The following is an 18,022-nucleotide window of genomic DNA, read 5'->3' on the forward strand; positions in this document are numbered from 1 at the left end:
TACATGCAATACAGCATGACAGTGACCAGGGAAATCTTATGCACACATCCAGCCCGGCAGCAACCATTACCACCGGCCAACGGGGCCGTATCCTCGCCTATCAACCGAGCGGACAGGGTTCCGTCAGCGTGGCCGGCATCCAGCATGCCTTCGACGTGGCCACCCACTGGCGCTCGGACGTGGCGCCCGCCATCAACGCCGTCGTCGACGTGCGCTTCGATGATGCCGGCGGCCTCGCCACCGTCACGGCCATTCCCGCCCAGCAACTGGCCCAGGAAGACATGGCCGGTGCCGCCAAGCTGGCGCGCGACAAGGGCCAGCAACTGTGGGGCCGGGCCGTCTCGGCGCTCGGCATCCAGGTGCTGGCCAGCCTGGGCGTGCTGATCGCCGGCGCCTTCATCTTCAACACCATCGGCATCCGTTTGTTCGCCTCCGTCTCGCGCACCTATTGGCAGCTGCTGGGCCTGTCCGCCGACAGCCTGGAAAGTTTTGCCCGCGATGGCGGCAGCGGTTTTACCTCGGCCCAATTCTTCTTCCTGCTGGCCATTGCCGCCTGCTGCGCCACCATGGCCAGCAACCACCCGAAAGCGGCGCTGGGCAAGTGCGCGCCGCTGCTGTTCATCATCGTCCACAGCAGCTTGCTGTTCATCAAGATCAAGGGCGCCGTCAGCGACGCGGGCAACGCCATGGGCGGCATCATGGGCAGCCGCGCGGCCCGCATGGCCGAACAGATGGCCAGCGAAATGCTGGGACAAGTGTGGCAGGGGCTGTCGTTCGGCATCGGCTTTTACCTGGTGCTGGCGGCCAGCATTGTCCTGGCCGCTTACGGCGTAGGCGAATACAAACGCTTAGGAGGCAAGCACTGAAAACCTACTGCGCAGCCCACTTCCGGGTCGGCGTTGCTCACCGTACATAAAGTACGGTTCCGCTACTCAACCCGGCATTGGGCTTGCTCGCTACGGTTTTCAGCGCTGCCGTGACTTTCACAACCCTAAAAATTAAAACCGACACTACCTTTTAACTGATCTTAAAGGAAATATCATGCACCGTACCCTGCCCGCTCTGCTCGCCATCGCCGTCCTGCTGACTGCCTGCGGCAAGCCTTCCGACCATGCAACGCCTGCGGCCTCGGCGCCCGCCACCAGCGTGGCCGACATGGCTGCCAAGGCCCAGGTAAAAGCGGCGGCCGCCAGCCTGCCGCAAGCGGACCCGGCCACGCCAAGCGCCAGCTATGTCGACATCACCAGCGGCAACCAGCTGATGTACAGCTACATCGCCCTGTCCGGCGTGCCGCCCGACTATGCGGCCGTGGCGCAGCGCGTCTCGCGCGAATATGCGGGCAGCAACGACGCCTTCCGCAAGCAGGAAGTGCTCGACGCGCTGAAACCGCAGATCGACGCCAAGGTCAATGAAGCGAAGACGAAACGCTACCTGCGCTATCAGATCAACGGCCAGGGCGCGCTGTCGCCGTACGCGATGGACAAGGCCGCCTTCCCCGCCAAGTTCGCCGAAGCGGGCACGTATTACTACATGTACGACAACGGCGACTACAAGCTGGCATTTACCAACGGCGACGGCTACGCGCTGCTGAAGGTGGACCAGGACGCGGCGCGCAAGATCGAGGCGGCGCGCAGCGGCTACAAGGATTTCGCCATCATCGTGTACGCCTACGCCCAGGAAGCGGACATGGCCAGCAACCAGGTCAAGGCGCAGATCGTCAAGGTGGCGATCAAGCTGAACGGGCAGGAAATTCCTGTCAGCCAGGCACTGTAGAACGAGCTCGGTTACACTGTTCGCCACATTGCATCGGGATAGCGACATGGGCGAACAGACACTGGCGGAACAACAGCTGGCCAAGGGCCGGCAACTGCAGCAGCAAGGCAAGCTGATCGAAGCGATCAACGCCTACCAGGCCGCGTATCAACAAGACCCGGCCCTGGCCGAAGCGCAGCATTTCCAGGGCCTGGCGATGCTGGAACTGGGCCAGGGCGCCTTCGGCCTGGGCCTGTTGAAACTGTCGCTCAGGCAGCAGCCGGAGAACCCTCTGTTCCACTACAACCTCGGCAACGTGCTGCGCGGCACGGACAGCGAGGCGGCGCTGGCCAGCTACGCCATGGCGGCGCGGCTGGCGCCGCACGAACACGATTTCGCCATCAGCCATGCCGAATTGCTGATGGGGAAACAGCGGCTGATGGAGACCATCGCGGAACTGGAACGTGCCCACGCCCTGCGCCCCCAGCGCTGGCAAACCCTGCAGGGCCTGGCCGAACTGTATTACCGCACGGGACAGCAGGAACTGGCCTTGGCCCGCTATGCGCAAGCCCTGGCGCTGCATCCGGCGCTGGCGCAAACGTGCTGCATCGGCTTTGCCAGTCCGCAAGCGGAACAGGCAGAAACATTGACGCCGCTCAATGTCGCGGACACCCTGCACGATTTTATCCGTGAAACCGACCTGCACATCCTCGACGATTTCCTGCCCGATCCGGCCGCCTGGCGCGCGCAGGCGCTGGCGCTGCCGTTCGAGCAGCAGCGCTATGCGGGACAGAATTATCCGGGCAGCCAGACGGCGGGCCAGCCCAGTCAAGCCATCATGGAGCGCATCGCCACGGCGCTGGGCCGCCCCATCCGTTTCATTTCGCCCGACAATGGCTCGTATCGCCTCAGCTATGCGGACGCGATGGCGCGCACGGATATCCACGTGGACAACGAGACGGGGAATAACTTCAATTTCTATGCGGGCGTGCTGTATCTGAACCCGCCCGAACAGTGCCAGGGCGGCACCACGTTCTGGCGCCACCAGCCCAGCGGCTGGTACCGGCGATTGCCCGAGGCGGACGTGAAAGCGGGCGGCTACGCCAGCTTCAAGGATTTCCAGAAACGCTGGCTGCCGAACAGTAAAGTACAGAAATTCAACGACTTACAGGAACAGCGCGACAGTTGGCAAGCGCTGCTGGAAGTGCCGATGCGCCACAACCGGTTGATCGTGTACAAGGGCCACTACTTTCACTCGATCAGCAATGTGTTTGGCGACACGCCGGAAAATGGACGATTGGTGCAGCTGTTTTTCTTTGAGGTGCCGGATTAGGCGTAACGGGCAATTGTCGGATTACGCCCTGCGGGCTAATCCGACCTACCAGTCACCGGACCATGCGTAGGTCGGATTAGCGGAACGCGTAATCCGACACAACCACCGCCTCGGGTCAATACATGTCGGCGGCCGTCGCCCGTACCGCTTTCAACAACATATCCGCCCCCGGCGACAGCAAATGATCCTGCTGGCGGATGATGCCGAAGGCATCCATCTTGCACGGTAGCTCGATGGGCAAAATGCTCAGCACGTTCAGCGATTCATAGTAATGGGCGACTTCCGTCGGCATCACGTGCAGGGAATCCGTCTGCTGCAGCAATGACGTGATCAAGAGCAAGGCCGTCGTGTCGACCACGTCGACGGGCGGCTCCAGGCTGGCGCGGCGGAACATCATGTCGAAACGGTGGCGCAGGATGCTGCCTTGCGGCGGCAATATCCACGGCTGGGCCGCCAGGTCCTTCAATTGCAGATTCTTGCGCGACAGCAGCGGATGGCCATTGCGCGCCACGGCGCTGGCCGGCTCTTCCGTCAATTCTTCATAGATGAGGCCGGCGCTGCTTTCCTTTTCCAGGATGCGCCCGATCATGAAATCCAGGGTACCGTGCTGCAGCATGTCCATCAGGGTATTGCTGTGCTCCAGGTGCACGCCGATGCGCATCAGCGGCGCCTGCTGCTTGATGCGGGCAATCGCGCGCGGCAGCAAGGCCATGGCCGGCGTCATGATGACGCCCACTTCCACCTGGCCCGTCAGGCCTGACTTCAGGGCGACGATGTCGTCATGCGCCAAGGATAGACTCGTCAGGGCCATGCGCGCGTGGCGTATCATCGTTTCGCCGTAGATGGTCGGCTCCATGCCGCGCGGCAACCTGTCGAACAGGCGCACGTCCAGCATCTCTTCCAGATCCTTGATTTGCTTGGACGCGGCCGGCTGCGTCATGTGCAATTCTTCCGCCGCGCGATGGATGTTGCGCTGCTCGTCAAGGGCGATCAACAGCAGCAATTGCCGCGTCTTCAGGCGGGCTCGCAAGAACCAGTTGGGGTTGAGGGTATCCATGAATAAATCATATCATGATCGATATCAGTTTCTCACTGATATCGATCTTATTGATATCGGTGTGTCTCCTTTTTGAGCGTCGTCAACGAGCGGTCACGATGCCTTGCAGGCGGCGCTCGGGTTGGCGGCCGGGCCAGCCGTTTGCTGGATGAATTCGATCGTGCCGTCCGGCTTGTATTTCAGCTCTTCCACGGCCACGGAGCGCCGGTATTCGCCGCCGCCGGGCAACTTGTCGTTGTGATAGAAGATGTAGGACTTGCCGTTGAACTCGATGATGGCCTGGTGGATGGTTTTCACGACGGCATTCTTGTCCATGATGGCGCCACGGAAATGCCACGGCCCCGTGGGCGTGGGTCCCGTCGAATATGCCGTTTCTTCCGGGAAGTTACGCGAGTACGACAGGTAATACGTGCCCGCATGCTTGTGCATATAGGCCGCTTCCGTAAACGCATCCATGCCTAAGGTCAATATCGGACCGTCGAGCTCCGTCATGTTGGCCTTGAGCTTGGCGTATTTCAAGACCGTGTTGCCCCAATAAATGTAGGCCTGGCCATCCGTATCGATGAAGACGGCCGGGTCGATGTCGTCCCACGGGATCGCCGTCTGTTTCGTCATGTCATTCGTGATCAGGGCGCTGCCGCGCGCGTCGACGAAGGGGCCGGTGGGGCTGTCGGACACGGCCACGCCGATGGCCTTGCCGGGGATGGTTTTATGGTCGACGGTCGAGTAAAAATAATACTTGCTGCCGCGCTTGACGATGTCGCCCGCCCACGCATCCTTGCCGGCCCAGGCAAAAGTGGAAAAGCGCACGGGCGAGCCGTGGTCGGTCCAGTTCGCCATGTCGCACGAGGAATACACGCGCCACTCGTTCATGCGGTAATCCGTATCCGTGGCGCTCGCTTCATCGTGACCCACGTACAGATAAACCCTGCCATTGTCGACCAGCGCGGCCGGATCGCCCGTGTAGATATTTTTCACGATGGGGTTGGCCGCCTGCGCGCCGCATGCCGCACAGGCGAGCACCGCCGCCATGCCGATGGCGGCACGTGTGTGTTGCTTGAACATCAGATTAACTCCCGTTGGTATTTTTCTGGCCCATGGCCATCAGTCTTTGCACGACGCAAAAGACGAACAGCAGGCCGCCGATGACGATCTTGGTCCACCACGAACTGAGCGTGCCGTCGAAGGCGATCAGGGTCTGGATGGTGCCCAGCACCAGCACGCCGGACAGGGCGCCCGCCACATAGCCGTAGCCGCCGCTGAGCAGGGTGCCGCCGATGACGACGGCGGCAATCGCGTCCAGTTCCGTGCCTTGCGCATGCAAGCCATAGCCGGACAGCATGTAGAACGAAAACAGCACGCCGCCGAGCGAAGCACAAAAGCCGCTGAAGGCATAAATGAAGACCTTGGTGCGGCCCACGGGCAAGCCCATCATCAGGGCCGACTGCTCATTGCCGCCGATCGCATACACGGCGCGGCCGAACGGCGTGGCGTGCGCCAGCCAGATGGCCAGCAGCAGGGTCAGCACGGCGATGACGACGCCGGGCGACACAAAACCGCCGAGAAAGCCCAGTTGCGTCTGCGACATGGCGACGAACAGCGGATCGTCGATGGTGATGGAGTTGATGCTGATCAAATAGCACAGTCCGCGCGCCAAAAACATGCCGGCCAGGGTGACGATGAAGGGCTGCAACTTGAAATAATGGATCAGCGCGCCCATGCCGGCGCCAAACACGGTGCCCAGCGCCAGCACGGTGACGATCACCAGGAGCGGCGGCCAGTGCGCCACGTTCAGCAGCCAGGCGGCGATCATGGTCGACAGGGCCAACACGGAACCGACGGACAGGTCGATGCCGCCGGAAACGATGACGAAGGTCATGCCGACGGCGATCACCAGCAAAAAGGCGTTATCGATCAACAGGTTAAAGATCACTTGCGTCGACAGCAAGCCCGGATAGGCGGCGCCGCCCAGGCCCAGCATCACCACCAGCAGCAAGACCGTGACGAGCGAGGTGAAATACGGGGTGTGCAGCAAGCCCTTCATGCTTTTCTCCGATGCAGCAATTGCTTGAATTCCGACGATTGCGACAGGCAGACGAGGAAGACGACGACCGACTTGACGACCATGTTCACTTCGGGCGGCACGCCGAGCGAATAGATCGTGTAGGTCAGGGTCTGAATGATGAGCGCGCCTATCATGCTGCCGACCAAGCTGAACTTGCCGCCGGCCAGGGACGTGCCGCCCAAGGTGACGGCCAGGATGGCGTCGAGTTCCAGCATCAGGCCCGCATTGTTCGCGTCCGCGCTCTTGATGTTCGAGCTGATCATCAAGCCCGACAAGCCCGCGCAGGCGGCGCAAAACACGTAGACAAAGAAAATCAATGTCGCCGTCCGGATGCCGGCCAGACGCGCGGCGACGGGGTTGATGCCGACGGCCTGGATGAACAGGCCCAAAGCGGTTTTCCGCATCAGCACGGCGGTGATGATAAACACGGCCGCGACGAGGAACAGGGAGAACGGCAAGCCGAACAGGTAGCCGCTGCCGATGAAAAAGAACGGCTGATAGTAGACGGTGACGATCTGGCCATCGGTCAGCAATTGCGCCAGGCCACGCCCCGCCACCATCAGGATCAGGGTGGCGACGATGGGCTGCAAGCCCAGGCCAGCCACCAGCACGCCGTTCCAGGCGCCGCACAGCAGGGCCGCGCCCAGCGCCGCCGCCAGGGCCCAGCCCATGGGGATGTTGCTGACGTAAGTGGGCACGCCGTTGTCCATCACCATGGTGCCGCCGATCAGCATGGCGGCCACGGTGCCCGACAGGGCCACGACGGCGCCCACGGAAATGTCGATGCCGCGCGTGGCGATGACGAGGGTCATGCCCAGCGCGGCCAGCATCAGCGGTGCGGCGCGGTTGACGATGTCGATCACGCTGCCGTACAGGTGGCCATCGCGCACTTCCAGATGGAAAAAGCCGGGGATGGCAAAAAGATCGACCAGCAGCAGCAAGCACAGCGCGGCCAGGGGCCGGCTCAGGGGGTGGTGTAAAACGGTATGCACAATGGAAGAATCCGTGGTGGCAGCCGCCCGCGCCGCAGGGGTGGCGGGCGACGGTGTGGTCATGCTCATGCTGTCTCTCCGGCAATCACTTGCAGCACGGAACTGTCATCGAGCTCGCCCCGCGCATAGTCGCCGCAGGCCTTGCGGTCGCGCATGACGACAATACGGTCGCTGCAGCGCAGCACTTCGGGCAATTCGGACGAGATGAACAGAATCGCCATGCCCTTGCGGCACAGCTTGCTGACATAACTCATGATTTCCTGCTTGGCGCGCACGTCGATGCCGCGCGTCGGTTCGTCGAGAATCAGCATGGCGGGCGAGGTCACCAGCCAGCGCGCCAGCAAGGCCTTCTGCTGATTGCCGCCCGACAGGCTGCCGATCGGCGTTTCGATGCTGGCCGTCTTGATGCCCAGCGCTTTCACATATTCGTCGGCCAGCGCCTGCTGGCGTTTGAACGGGATGGCGCGCAGCAAGCCCGTACGGGCTTGCAAGGCCAGGATGATGTTTTCGCGCACGGACAGCGACAAAATCGCCCCCTCGTGCTTGCGGTCTTCCGAGCAAAAACCGATATCGCGGGCAATCGCGTCGCGCGGCACGGCGAACTGGCGCGGCTGGCCATGCATGGTGATCGTGCCCGAGTCCGCCTTGTCTGCGCCAAACAGCAAGCGCGCCAGTTCCGTGCGGCCTGAACCGAGCAAACCCGCCAGGCCCAGCAATTCACCCTGGCGGATGTGGAAATCCATGGGCAGCAAGGCGCCCTTGCGGCCCAGTCCTGTTGCTTCCAGCACAGTCGGGCCGAAGCTGGCGGCGCCCGCTTCTTGCGCCAGATCAAGCTCTTGCGCCACGGTATCGGCCGCCACGCCGATCATCTTGTTCACCAGCGCCAGGCGCGACAGTTCGCTGCACGCGTATTCGCCTTCGCGCTCGCCGTTGCGCATGACCGTGATGCGGTCGGAAATGGCGTAGGTCTGGTCGAGGAAGTGCGTCACGAACAGGATCGCCATGCCCTGCTCGCGCAGGCGGCGCAGCACGGAAAACAGCAGATGGACTTCCGCCTCGTCCAGGCTGGACGTGGGTTCGTCGAGGATCAGCACGCGGGCAGAAATATTCAGCGCGCGCGAAATGGCCACCATTTGCTGGATGGCCAGCGGAAAACTGGACAGTTGCGCCGTGACATCGATATCGATCTGCAATTGCTGCAGCAAGGCACGCGCCTGTTGCTGCATGGCACGCCAGTCGATAGCCCCAAAACGGCGCGGGTAGCGGCCGATAAAGATGTTTTCCGCCACCGACAGGTTCGGACACAGATTGACTTCCTGGTACACGGTGCTGATGCCGAGCGCCTGCGCATCCGAGGTGGAGGCGGGGGCGATGGGCTTGCCGTCAAACAGAATCTGGCCGCTGTCGGGCGTGTAGACGCCCGTCAGCACCTTGATCAGGGTCGACTTTCCCGCGCCGTTCTGCCCCATCAAAGTGTGCACTTCGCCCGGATACAGGCGCAGGGCAACATCGCTGAGGGCTTTGACGCCGGGAAAGGCTTTGCTGATGCCGCGCAACTCCAGCAAGGGAGCTGGCGCGGCAGTGTGATGCGCTTGCGTGTTCATCATGCGGCAAGCTTAGTACTTACGGTTCGGAAATTCCTTGGCGGCCACCTCGGCAGGGAACACGCCTTCCACCGTCGTGATGCGCGCTGGCACGGGTTTGCCGGCCACCACATCGCGGGCGATGGACATCAGTTGCGGGCCCAGCAGCGGGCTGCACTCGACGGTGACGTTCAGCTTGCCGGCGATCATGGCTTCGAACGCGCCTTTGACGCCATCGATGGAGATGATGATGATGTCCTTGCCCGGTTTCATGCCCGCTTCTTCAATGGCCTGGATGGCGCCGATGGCCATGTCGTCATTGTGCGCGTAGAGCACGTTGATCTTCTTGCCTTCCGCCTTGAGGAACGCTTCCATCACTTCCTTGCCCTTGGCGCGCGTAAAGTCGCCCGTTTGCGAACGGATGATCTTCAGCTTGGGATTCTTGCCGATGACTTCCTGGAAGCCTTCCTTGCGGTCGATGGCCGGCGCGGAACCGACCGTACCTTGCAATTCGACGATGTTCAGTTGCGCGTCCGGGGTTTTCTTGGCGTACTCGAGCAGCCACTGGCCGGCGCGGCGGCCCTCTTCCACGAAATCGGAACCGATGAAGGTCACGTACAGCGATTTATCGGCCACGTTAACGGCGCGGTCCGTCAGGATGACGGGGATCTTGGCAGCCTTGGCTTCGCGCAGCACCGTATCCCAGCCCGATTCCACGACCGGGGAGAAGGCGATCACGTCGACCTTTTGCGCGATGAACGAGCGCAGGGCCTTGACCTGGTTTTCCTGTTTTTGCTGCGCATCGGCAAATTTCAGGGTGACGCCATCTTTCTTGGCCGCCTCCTTGATGGAGACGGTATTGGCGGTGCGCCATTCGCTCTCGGCGCCTACCTGCGAAAAGCCCATGACGAGAGGCTTGGCGGCAAACGCGGACGAGGTAGCGAAGGTGGTGGCGGAAGCGGCCAGCAGCATGGCGCTGGCGAGGAGTGTACGGCGTGTCAATTTCATTCTTGTCTCCAGTTTTTTTTTGGAATACCATCACAGCCGGATGCCGGATGGGCGGTTTTTTATGAACCCATGGTAGGAGAAAGCAACATAGCCATCCAATCAATTCTTTTTCGCTTGCGATACCGATTTACGTATCACCTGCCGCCCATCCCCTGCTCCGCTTACCGTTTGGCGGCCGGCAATTCGCGGCTCTGGTAGCGGTTCAAGTCGCGCGGGTCCACCTGCGGCCAGCCCTCCTTGTCCCACGTCATGGGCAATATCTTGAGCTTCTGCAAATAGTTGTCCGCCGTTTCGTAGGCGTGCAGCACCAGGTAATCGTTGCCATCGAACGTGTAGGCGCTGTTGTGGCCCAGTCCCTGCCAATCCTTGTCGCCTTTCAATACCACCGTGCCGCCGCCCTGCGCCATGTCGCGGCCATCCTTGTCCAGATACGGCCCCGTCACGCTCTTGGCACGGCCCACGGCCAAGTGATACGTGCTTTTTTCCTTCTGGCAGCACAAACCCCAGGAGACGAAGAGGAAGTAATCGTTGCCGCGCTGGAAGATGAACGGCGCCTCGATTTCCTCGGGCGCGGGCTTGAATTCGCCTGCCCGTGGCGGCAGCGGCGCGCGGCGCGCCAGCGAATGCCACTCTTGCGGTTCCGCAATGGTTTTCCAGTCGGCGTTGAGTTTCACCAGCTTGATGCCGTTCCAGAACGAGCCGAAGGCCATCCACGGCGTGCCTTTGGCATCGATGACGATGTTCGAGTCGATGGCATTCCACTCGTCGCGCTCGGGCACCGATTGCAGCAGCATGCCCTGGTCGACCCAGCGGTAATCGGGCGAGCGGGGATTCAGGGTGGTGTTGACGGTTACGCCGATGCCGGACGTGTTCTTGCCGAAGCCGGACACCGAGTAGTACAGGTAATATTTGCCGTCATGGAACTGGACGTCGGGCGCCCAGATATGGTCGTCAAACGACGGTGCGGCCGTCTTGGCCCAGGTCGGCTGGCCCGCGAAGACGCGCCCTTCCGGCTGCCAGTCGCGCATATTCCTCGAGCTGTAGAAAGTGATGCCGGGACCCGTGCTGTACAAATAATACGTGTCGCCTTCCTTGGCCATCACGGGGTCGTGCACGCTGACCTGGGCCGCCTGGACGGGGCTGAACGCAAGCATGGCCGCCAAGGCCATCATTGTCGAAAATTGCATCGTGTTCTCCACATGGCCAGCCGGCCCGTCATGCGGGCCGGCTGGATACATCAAAACCGGCAGGTTTATTCGACCGCCACCACCACCACCGCCTTGGCGGGCACCGACACGGTCAGCTTGCCGCCTTGCGCCTGGGCATTGAACGCCACCGGCTGCACGGCTTGCGGTTGCGCAAAGCTGTTGACGGCATCCATCTTGCCTGCGGTCAGCACGCGGCCATTCACGGCTGTCACTTTTTGACCTGCCAGCGCCACGCTCACGTCGACGGCCTTGTGCGGGTTCGTGTTGACCAGCGACAGATACACCTTGCCATCCTTGGCGCGCGCGGCCGAGGCGCTCACTTCAGGAATGCTGACCTTGCCCAGGCTGTACTTGCCATTGCCGCTAATGGCAACCGGCAAGGACGTGGCATCTTGAAACGGCACGTACATTTCAAACGCGTGATACGTAGGCGTGAGGAAATATTTGTCCTTGTCCGTGATGATCATGGCCTGCAGCACGTTGACCATTTGCGCGATATTCGTCATGCGCACCCTGTCCGCGTGGGCATGGAAGATATTGAAGTTCAAGGCGGCCACGAGCGCATCGCGCAAGCTGTTTTGCTGGAACAGGAAACCCGTGTTGGTGCCCGGCTCCACGTCGTACCAAGTGCCCCATTCATCGACGTACAGGCCCGTCTTTTTCGACGGGTCGTTCTTGTCGATGGCGGCGAGATTATTCTTGATCAAGCTATCGATGCGCAGGGTGCGGCTCAGGGCGGAAATCCACTCATTTTCGCCAAAGCCCGTGGCGGAGCCCTTCTTTTCCCACACACCGGTCGGCACCGTGTAGTAGTGGAAACTGATGGCATCCATCATGTTCGGCTTGATCTCGCGGCTCAGGGTGCTGGACCAGCTGATGTCGTCGTCATTGCCGCCGCTGGCGATGAATTTCGGGCGCGCGCTTTCCGGCGTCTTCATGAAGGTGTGATAGTGCTTGTACAGGTCGGCATAGTACTGCGGGCGCATGTTGCCGCCGCACCCCCACGCTTCGTTGCCGATGCCGAAATAATCGACCTTGTACGGCTGGGCGCGGCCATTCTTGCGGCGCAGCTCGGCCAGGGTCGATTTGCTGTCCGACGTCATGTATTCGAGCCATTCGGACATTTCCTGCGGCGTGCCGGAACCGAGGTTGCCGTTGATATAGGTCTGTGCGCCCAGCAGCTCGGCCAGGTCGAAGAATTCATGCGTGCCGACGGCATTCGACTCTTCCACGCCGCCCCAGTTGGTGTTGACCTTGGTCGGGCGCTTGTCGCGCGCGCCGATGCCATCCTTCCAGTGGTATTCATCGGCAAAGCAGCCGCCCGGCCAGCGCACCAGCGGCACGTGCAACTGTTTCAGCGCGCCCAGCACGTCATTGCGCCAGCCCTTGGTGTTCGGGATCGGCGACTCCGGCCCCACCCACATGCCTTCGTAGATGCCGGTGCCCAGGTGTTCAGCGAACTGGCCGTAGATGTTCTTGTTGATCACGGAACCGGGCCTGGCCACGTCGATGGTGACATTGACGGGCGCGGCAAAGGCGCTGCCGACGGCCATGGCCAGGCTGAGGGCCACGATGCTGGTATGGATGAATTTCATGCTGTCTCCTGTTTTTTAGTGAAAAGCAAGGGCCGGGATCAAGCCGGCAATGGATGTGGCGATGCCTCTCCGGCTACGGAGTGGGAGGCATACACGAATGGGGTAAGGCGGGAAGGCCCGCGGCCGACAAAACGTCCAGGGCTAGGCGCCTTGCCGAAGACAGTACGACAGTACGGCTAGGCAAGGCAACAACGCCCTGGACGTTTTGTCAGACCCAGCCGGCATCGACGATGAATTCCTGGGAGGAGCACATCGCGCCGTCGTCCGACGCAAGGAACAGCACCATGGCGGCGATGTCCTGCGGCATCAGTTTATTGGGCAAGCACTGGCTTTTCTTGATTTCCACTTCCGCCGCGTCGTCGACCCACAGCTCGATCTGGCGCTGCGTCATGACCCAGCCGGGCGTGACCGTGTTGACGCGGATATTGTGAGCGCCGTAATCGCGCGCCAGGCCCCGCGTGAGGCCCACGACGGCCGCCTTGGTGGTGGCGTACACAGGATAGCCGCCCGACTTCATGTGCCAGGAAATCGAGCTGACGTTAATGATGGAACCGCCGCCCTTGCGCTTCATGCCTTCGAAGACGGCCTGGCAGGTGAAGAACATGGGACGTTGATTGATCGCAATGCGCTCGTTCCAGTATTCCAGGGTGACGTCCTGCGCCTGGTGGCGCTGGTCGTTGGCGGCATTGTTGACGAGAATATCGAAGTCGCCCAGCTTCTGCGCCAGTTCCGCCATGACGGCTTGCAAGGACGGAATATCCGTGATGTCGCAATAGCGGAACAGGGGCGCCGTCATGCCCGCTTCAGCCAGGCGGCGGCACAGGGCCTCGCTCGCTTCCACGGCGATGTCGACAAACGCCACCAGCGCACCCTGGGCGGCAAACTCCGCCACCAGGGATTCGCCGATGCCGCTGCCGCCGCCCGTGATGAACACGCGCTTGCCCTGCAAGCTGCCATATTTCGCCAATTGCTTCATCTTGTCTCCGCCTGTTTATTTTTATGTACACGTGCACCACAGCGTACCGCATTCGATATGCGGCTCGCCGTGTTGTTATTCCTTGCCCAACACGCCGTCCTTGCGGCGCCAGATACTGAGCGGATTATCATCGCGCAGCGACTCCGGCAGCAAGTCCTGCGGCAGGTTCTGGTACGACACGGGACGCAGGAAGCGGTTGATGGCCGCCGTGCCTACCGAGGTGCTGCGGCCGTCCGAGGTGGCCGGGAACGGGCCGCCGTGCACCATGGCCGTCGACACTTCCACGCCCGTCGGGAAACCGTTGGCCAGGATGCGGCCCACGCGGCGTTCCAGCACGGGCAGCAAACGGCGCGCGTCTTCCAGGTCGCCCGCATCCATCTGCAAGGTGGCCGTCAGCTGGCCTTCCAGGCTTTCCGTGATCGCCAGCATTTGCTCCATGTCGCGGCACGCCACCAGCAGGGAGGCGGGACCGAACACTTCATCGCGCAAATCGTGCCTGGCCAGGAAGGCCTCGCCCGAGGTGACGAACAGGGCGGCGGCGCCCTTGCCTTCCTCGCCCGTGTTTTGCACCAGCGGCGTCACATCGGCGTGCTGCGCCAGCGCGGCGACGCCCTTGGCATAGCTGCTGGCGATACCGGCCGTCAACATGGTGGCGGCCGGGGCCGGCGCCAGCGCTTCGGCGGCAGCGGCGGCAAACGCCGTGAAGTCAGGGCCTTCCAGGCCCAGCACGAGGCCGGGATTGGTGCAGAACTGGCCCACGCCCATCGTCAGCGAGGCGGCAAAACCGCTGGCGATCGCCGCGCCACGGGCAGCCAAGGCTTGCGGCAGCACGAACACGGGGTTGATGCTGCTCATTTCCGCATACACGGGGATCGGCTGCGGACGTTCGGCCGCCACCTTCATCAGGGCGATACCGCCCGAACGCGAACCCGTAAAGCCCACGGCCTGGATGGCCGGATGGGCGACCAGCGCCTGGCCGATACCGTTGCCCGTGCCCGTCAGCAGGGCGAACACGCCTGCCGGCAGCTTGCAGAGTTCAATCGCCTTGACGATGGCGCGCGCCACCAGCTCGGACGTGCCGGGATGGGCCGAATGGGCTTTCAGGACGACGGGGCAGCCGGCAGCCAAGGCCGAGGCCGTATCGCCGCCGGCCACGGAGAAGGCCAGCGGGAAGTTACTGGCCGCAAACACGGCGACGGGGCCCAGGCCGATCATGCGCAAGCGCAAATCAGGACGCGGCGGCACGCGGTCGGGCAAGGCCGAATCGATGCGTGCATCGGTCCAGGAACCCTCGCGCAGCAAGCCCGCAAACAGTTTTAATTGACCGACGGTGCGGCCGCGTTCGCCTTCCAGGCGCGCGCGCGGCAAGCCGCTTTCCGTCATGGCGCGCACGATCAAATCATCGCCCAGTTCCAGGATTTGCGCGGCGATGGTGTCGAGGAAGTCGGCACGCTGCGCATCGCTGGTGGCGCGAAACGGGTCGAACGCGGCTTGCGCCAGACGGCAGGCTTCGTCGATTTGCGCTACGTCAACCATGTGGAAGGCGGGCGCGATGTGCGCGCGCGCGGCCGGGTCCCACGCTTCGAAGGAGCCGCCATTGCCCTTGACGGCGACGCCGCCGATCAATGCATCACCGGTGATATTGAAACTCATAATGTGCTCACTTTCGCAAATTCGGTTGGGAAGACGTCGAGGCGGTTGCGCAAGGCAGGGCCAAAGGCCGGCGCTTCGATTTCAAAGGTTTCGCCCGGCGCCACGCTCACGCCATCGGCAAAGCTCAGGGTGGCCGTGCCGAAGAAGTGCACGTGCACGTCGCCAGGGCGCTTGAACAGCGGATACTTGAAGTGATGGTGCTCGAGGTTGGCGATCGTGTGCGACATATTGTCTTCGCCGCTGACGAACGCTTTTTCCCAGCGCACATTGCCGGCCGTATCGAGCACGCGCGAGGTGCCGGCGATATGCGCGGGCAATTCGCCCACCAGCAGGGCCGGGCCCACGCTGCAGACGCGCAGCTTCGAGTGGGCCAGGTACAGATAGTTCTGGCGTTCCGTCACGTGGTCCGAGAATTCATTGCCGATGGCGTAGCCGACCCGGTAGGGCTGGCCGTCATCGCCGATCACGTACAGGCCGGCAATTTCAGGCTCTTCGCCGCCATCGAGGGCAAAGTCCGGCATGCGCAGGGGCTGGCCGCCAGCGCGCACGATGGAGCCGTCGCCCTTGTAGAACCACTCGGGCTGGGCGCCGGCCGTGCCGTCGGCGGGCTTGCCGCCTTCCACGCCCAGGCGGAACATTTTCATCGAGTCGCTCAAGGATTCGGCGTCGCCGCCGATCTTCTTGTGCATGGCGTCGCGCGCGCCGGCGCTGCCCAAATGGGTCAGGCCCGTGCCCGTCACGTAGCAGTGCGCCTCGTCCGCATGGTCGAGCGGCGCCAGCAGGCGGCCGCTGGCGGCCACGTCCGCATACGCATGCGTGGTGTTGCCGACGCTGGCGTTCACCAGTTCCGCCAGATTGATACGCTTGCGGATGGCGTCTTGCGCCAGCGCATACGTCGTGTTGTAGCCTTCAATGACGCGGATCTGGTCGTCTTGCAGCAGACCGACGAGGCGGCCGCCATGTTCATTCGTAAATTGCAGCAACAGCATGGGATTCTCCGCTTAATGTGAGTGGCGCGGCACGGCGGAACCGCGATTGCCGACCAGGAAGTCGAAATCGCAGCCTTCGTCGGCCTGCAACACGTGTTCGATGTACAGCTGCTGGTAGCCGCTCTTCGGGCCGGGCGCGCTGCCCAGTTCGCGGGCCGCCAGGCGCTCGGCTATTTCCGCGTCGCTGATGTCGATGTTCAGGCTGCCGGCGTGGCAATCGAGGGCGATCATGTCGCCGTCGCGCACAATGCCCAGCGGGCCGCCCGCCATGGCTTCCGGCGCCACGTGCAGCACGACGGTGCCGTAGGCCGTGCCGCTCATGCGCGCATCCGAAATGCGCACCATGTCGGTGATGCCTTGCGCCAGCAGTTTCGGCGGCAAGCCCATATTGCCCACTTCCGCCATGCCCGGATAACCTTTCGGGCCGCAATTTTTCATCACCAGCACGGAATTGGCGTCCACGTCGAGGTCCGGATCGAGGATGCGCGATTTATAGTGCTCGAAATCCTCGAAGACGACGGCCTTGCCCCGGTGCTGCATCAAATGCGGCGAGGCGGCCGATGGTTTCAGCACGGCGCCGCGCGGTGCCAGGTTGCCGCGCAGCACGCAGATGCCGCCATCGGCCAGCAACGGGTTGTCCAGGGTGCGCACCACTTCGTCGTTGTAGATCGGCGCTTCGACGCAGTTGTCCCAGATCGACTTGCCGTTGACGGTCAGCGCATTCTTGTGCGGCAGCAAATCGCCCTCGCCCAGGCGGCGTATCACGGCCGGCAAGCCGCCCGCGTAGTAAAACTCTTCCATCAGGAAACGGCCCGACGGCAGCAGGTCGACGATGGTCGGCGTGCCGCGGCCCGTTTTCGTCCAGTCTTCCAGTTCCAAAGGCACGCCGATGCGTCCGGCAATCGCCTTCAGGTGGATTACGGCATTGGTCGAGCCGCCGATGGCCGCATTGACCTTGATGGCGTTTTCAAATGCCTCGCGCGTCAGCACTTTCGACAGGCGCAGGTCTTCGTGCACCATTTCAACGATGCGGATGCCCGACATGTGCGCCAGCACGTAGCGGCGCGAATCGACGGCTGGGATGGCCGCGTTGTGCGGCAAGGACGTGCCCAGCGCTTCGGCCATGCTGGCCATCGTCGAAGCCGTGCCCATGGTGTTGCAGGTACCGGCCGAGCGCGACATGCCCGATTCGGCCGACATGAACTGGTGCAAGGTGATCGATCCCGCCTTCATCTGCTCGTGCAGCTGCCATACGGCCGTGCCGGAACCGATGTCCTTGCCATTGAGTTTGCCGTTCAGCATGGGGCCGCCGCTGACGACGATGGTGGGAATGTCGACGCTGGCCGCGCCCATCAGCAATGCCGGTGTCGTCTTGTCGCAGCCGACCAGCAGCACGACGGCGTCCATCGGATTGCCGCGGATCGATTCTTCCACGTCCATCGAGGCCAAGTTGCGCGTCAGCATGGCTGTCGGGCGCAGATTCGATTCGCCGTTCGAGAAGACGGGGAATTCCACTGGGAAACCGCCCGCTTCCAGGATGCCGCGCTTGACGTGTTCAGCCAGCTGGCGGAAATGCGCGTTGCAGGGCGTCAGTTCGGACCAGGTATTGCAGATGCCGATGATGGGCTTGCCGTGAAATTCATGGTCAGGTATGCCCTGGTTTTTCATCCAGCTGCGGTACATGAAGCCGTTCTTGTCCTGCGAGCCGAACCACTCGGCCGAGCGCAGGGCTACCTTCTTTTTTGTCTCAGACATGCCATTCTCCTGGTTGTGCCATGCCGGATCTAAGGTCGTCGGCCCGGGCAGCGATG

The 18,022-nt window shown here is 62.5% G+C and carries 15 protein-coding genes; 3 read left to right on the forward strand and 12 right to left on the reverse strand.

What is annotated here, in order from left to right:
• Nucleotides 1-38: 38 nt before the first annotated feature.
• The 3 genes from AC1RBA_RS13290 to AC1RBA_RS13300 all read left to right on the forward strand — a co-directional run bounded on the left by AC1RBA_RS13290 (nt 39) and on the right by AC1RBA_RS13300 (nt 3,085).
• Nucleotides 39-866, forward strand: coding sequence for a hypothetical protein (locus AC1RBA_RS13290; protein ID WP_492418582.1), 828 nt, complete (start codon nt 39-41; stop codon nt 864-866).
• A gap of 175 nt (nt 867-1,041) precedes the next feature.
• Nucleotides 1,042-1,773 (forward strand): hypothetical protein, encoded by a 732-nt coding sequence (locus AC1RBA_RS13295; RefSeq protein ID WP_492418584.1) that lies wholly within the window; start codon nt 1,042-1,044, stop codon nt 1,771-1,773.
• Nucleotides 1,774-1,819: 46 nt separating this feature from the next.
• The gene (locus AC1RBA_RS13300; RefSeq protein WP_492418586.1) at nt 1,820-3,085 is read left to right on the forward strand and encodes a DUF6445 family protein; all 1,266 of its coding nucleotides are present in this window, start codon (nt 1,820-1,822) and stop codon (nt 3,083-3,085) included.
• Between the two features lie 115 nt (nt 3,086-3,200).
• Here the strand turns inward: AC1RBA_RS13300 and AC1RBA_RS13305 are convergent, their stop codons facing one another.
• The 12 genes from AC1RBA_RS13305 to AC1RBA_RS13360 form a co-directional block, all read right to left on the reverse strand.
• A complete protein-coding gene (locus AC1RBA_RS13305; RefSeq protein ID WP_070219038.1) occupies nt 3,201-4,142 on the reverse strand; it encodes a LysR family transcriptional regulator in 942 nt (313 codons plus the stop codon).
• Nucleotides 4,143-4,235: 93 nt separating this feature from the next.
• A complete protein-coding gene (locus AC1RBA_RS13310; protein ID WP_070289436.1) occupies nt 4,236-5,207 on the reverse strand; it encodes a glycoside hydrolase family 43 protein in 972 nt (323 codons plus the stop codon).
• Nucleotides 5,208-5,211: 4 nt separating this feature from the next.
• Complete coding sequence (gene yjfF, locus AC1RBA_RS13315; protein WP_070289435.1) at nt 5,212-6,186, reverse strand: galactofuranose ABC transporter, permease protein YjfF; 975 nt, start codon at nt 6,184-6,186, stop codon at nt 5,212-5,214.
• Nucleotides 6,183-7,268, reverse strand: coding sequence for an ABC transporter permease (locus tag AC1RBA_RS13320; RefSeq protein ID WP_070289434.1), 1,086 nt, complete (start codon nt 7,266-7,268; stop codon nt 6,183-6,185). The genes yjfF and AC1RBA_RS13320 overlap by 4 nt, the downstream gene beginning before the upstream one ends.
• Nucleotides 7,265-8,806: a sugar ABC transporter ATP-binding protein gene (locus tag AC1RBA_RS13325; RefSeq protein ID WP_492418589.1), complete on the reverse strand. Its 1,542-nt coding sequence runs from the start codon at nt 8,804-8,806 to the stop codon at nt 7,265-7,267. Before AC1RBA_RS13325 ends, AC1RBA_RS13320 begins: the two co-directional genes overlap by 4 nt.
• A 9-nt stretch (nt 8,807-8,815) precedes the next feature.
• Entirely contained in the window at nt 8,816-9,790 is a 975-nt protein-coding gene (locus AC1RBA_RS13330) for an ABC transporter substrate-binding protein (RefSeq protein ID WP_070313064.1), read from the reverse strand.
• A gap of 161 nt (nt 9,791-9,951) precedes the next feature.
• Nucleotides 9,952-10,977, reverse strand: coding sequence for an arabinan endo-1,5-alpha-L-arabinosidase (locus AC1RBA_RS13335; protein WP_492418591.1), 1,026 nt, complete (start codon nt 10,975-10,977; stop codon nt 9,952-9,954).
• Nucleotides 10,978-11,042: 65 nt separating this feature from the next.
• Nucleotides 11,043-12,593 (reverse strand): alpha-N-arabinofuranosidase, encoded by a 1,551-nt coding sequence (locus AC1RBA_RS13340; protein ID WP_492418593.1) that lies wholly within the window; start codon nt 12,591-12,593, stop codon nt 11,043-11,045.
• A 208-nt stretch (nt 12,594-12,801) separates the two neighbouring features.
• Nucleotides 12,802-13,569, reverse strand: coding sequence for an SDR family NAD(P)-dependent oxidoreductase (locus AC1RBA_RS13345; protein WP_492418595.1), 768 nt, complete (start codon nt 13,567-13,569; stop codon nt 12,802-12,804).
• A 75-nt stretch (nt 13,570-13,644) separates the two neighbouring features.
• Nucleotides 13,645-15,222 (reverse strand): aldehyde dehydrogenase (NADP(+)), encoded by a 1,578-nt coding sequence (locus AC1RBA_RS13350; RefSeq protein ID WP_492418596.1) that lies wholly within the window; start codon nt 15,220-15,222, stop codon nt 13,645-13,647.
• Complete coding sequence (gene araD1 / locus AC1RBA_RS13355) at nt 15,219-16,211, reverse strand: AraD1 family protein (RefSeq protein ID WP_070289428.1); 993 nt, start codon at nt 16,209-16,211, stop codon at nt 15,219-15,221. Before araD1 ends, AC1RBA_RS13350 begins: the two co-directional genes overlap by 4 nt.
• 12 nt (nt 16,212-16,223) lie before the next feature.
• The gene (locus AC1RBA_RS13360; protein ID WP_070289427.1) at nt 16,224-17,966 is read right to left on the reverse strand and encodes an IlvD/Edd family dehydratase; all 1,743 of its coding nucleotides are present in this window, start codon (nt 17,964-17,966) and stop codon (nt 16,224-16,226) included.
• Between the last annotated feature and the right edge of the window lie 56 nt (nt 17,967-18,022).

Source organism: Janthinobacterium sp. GW823-FHT03B06, assembly GCF_058796955.1.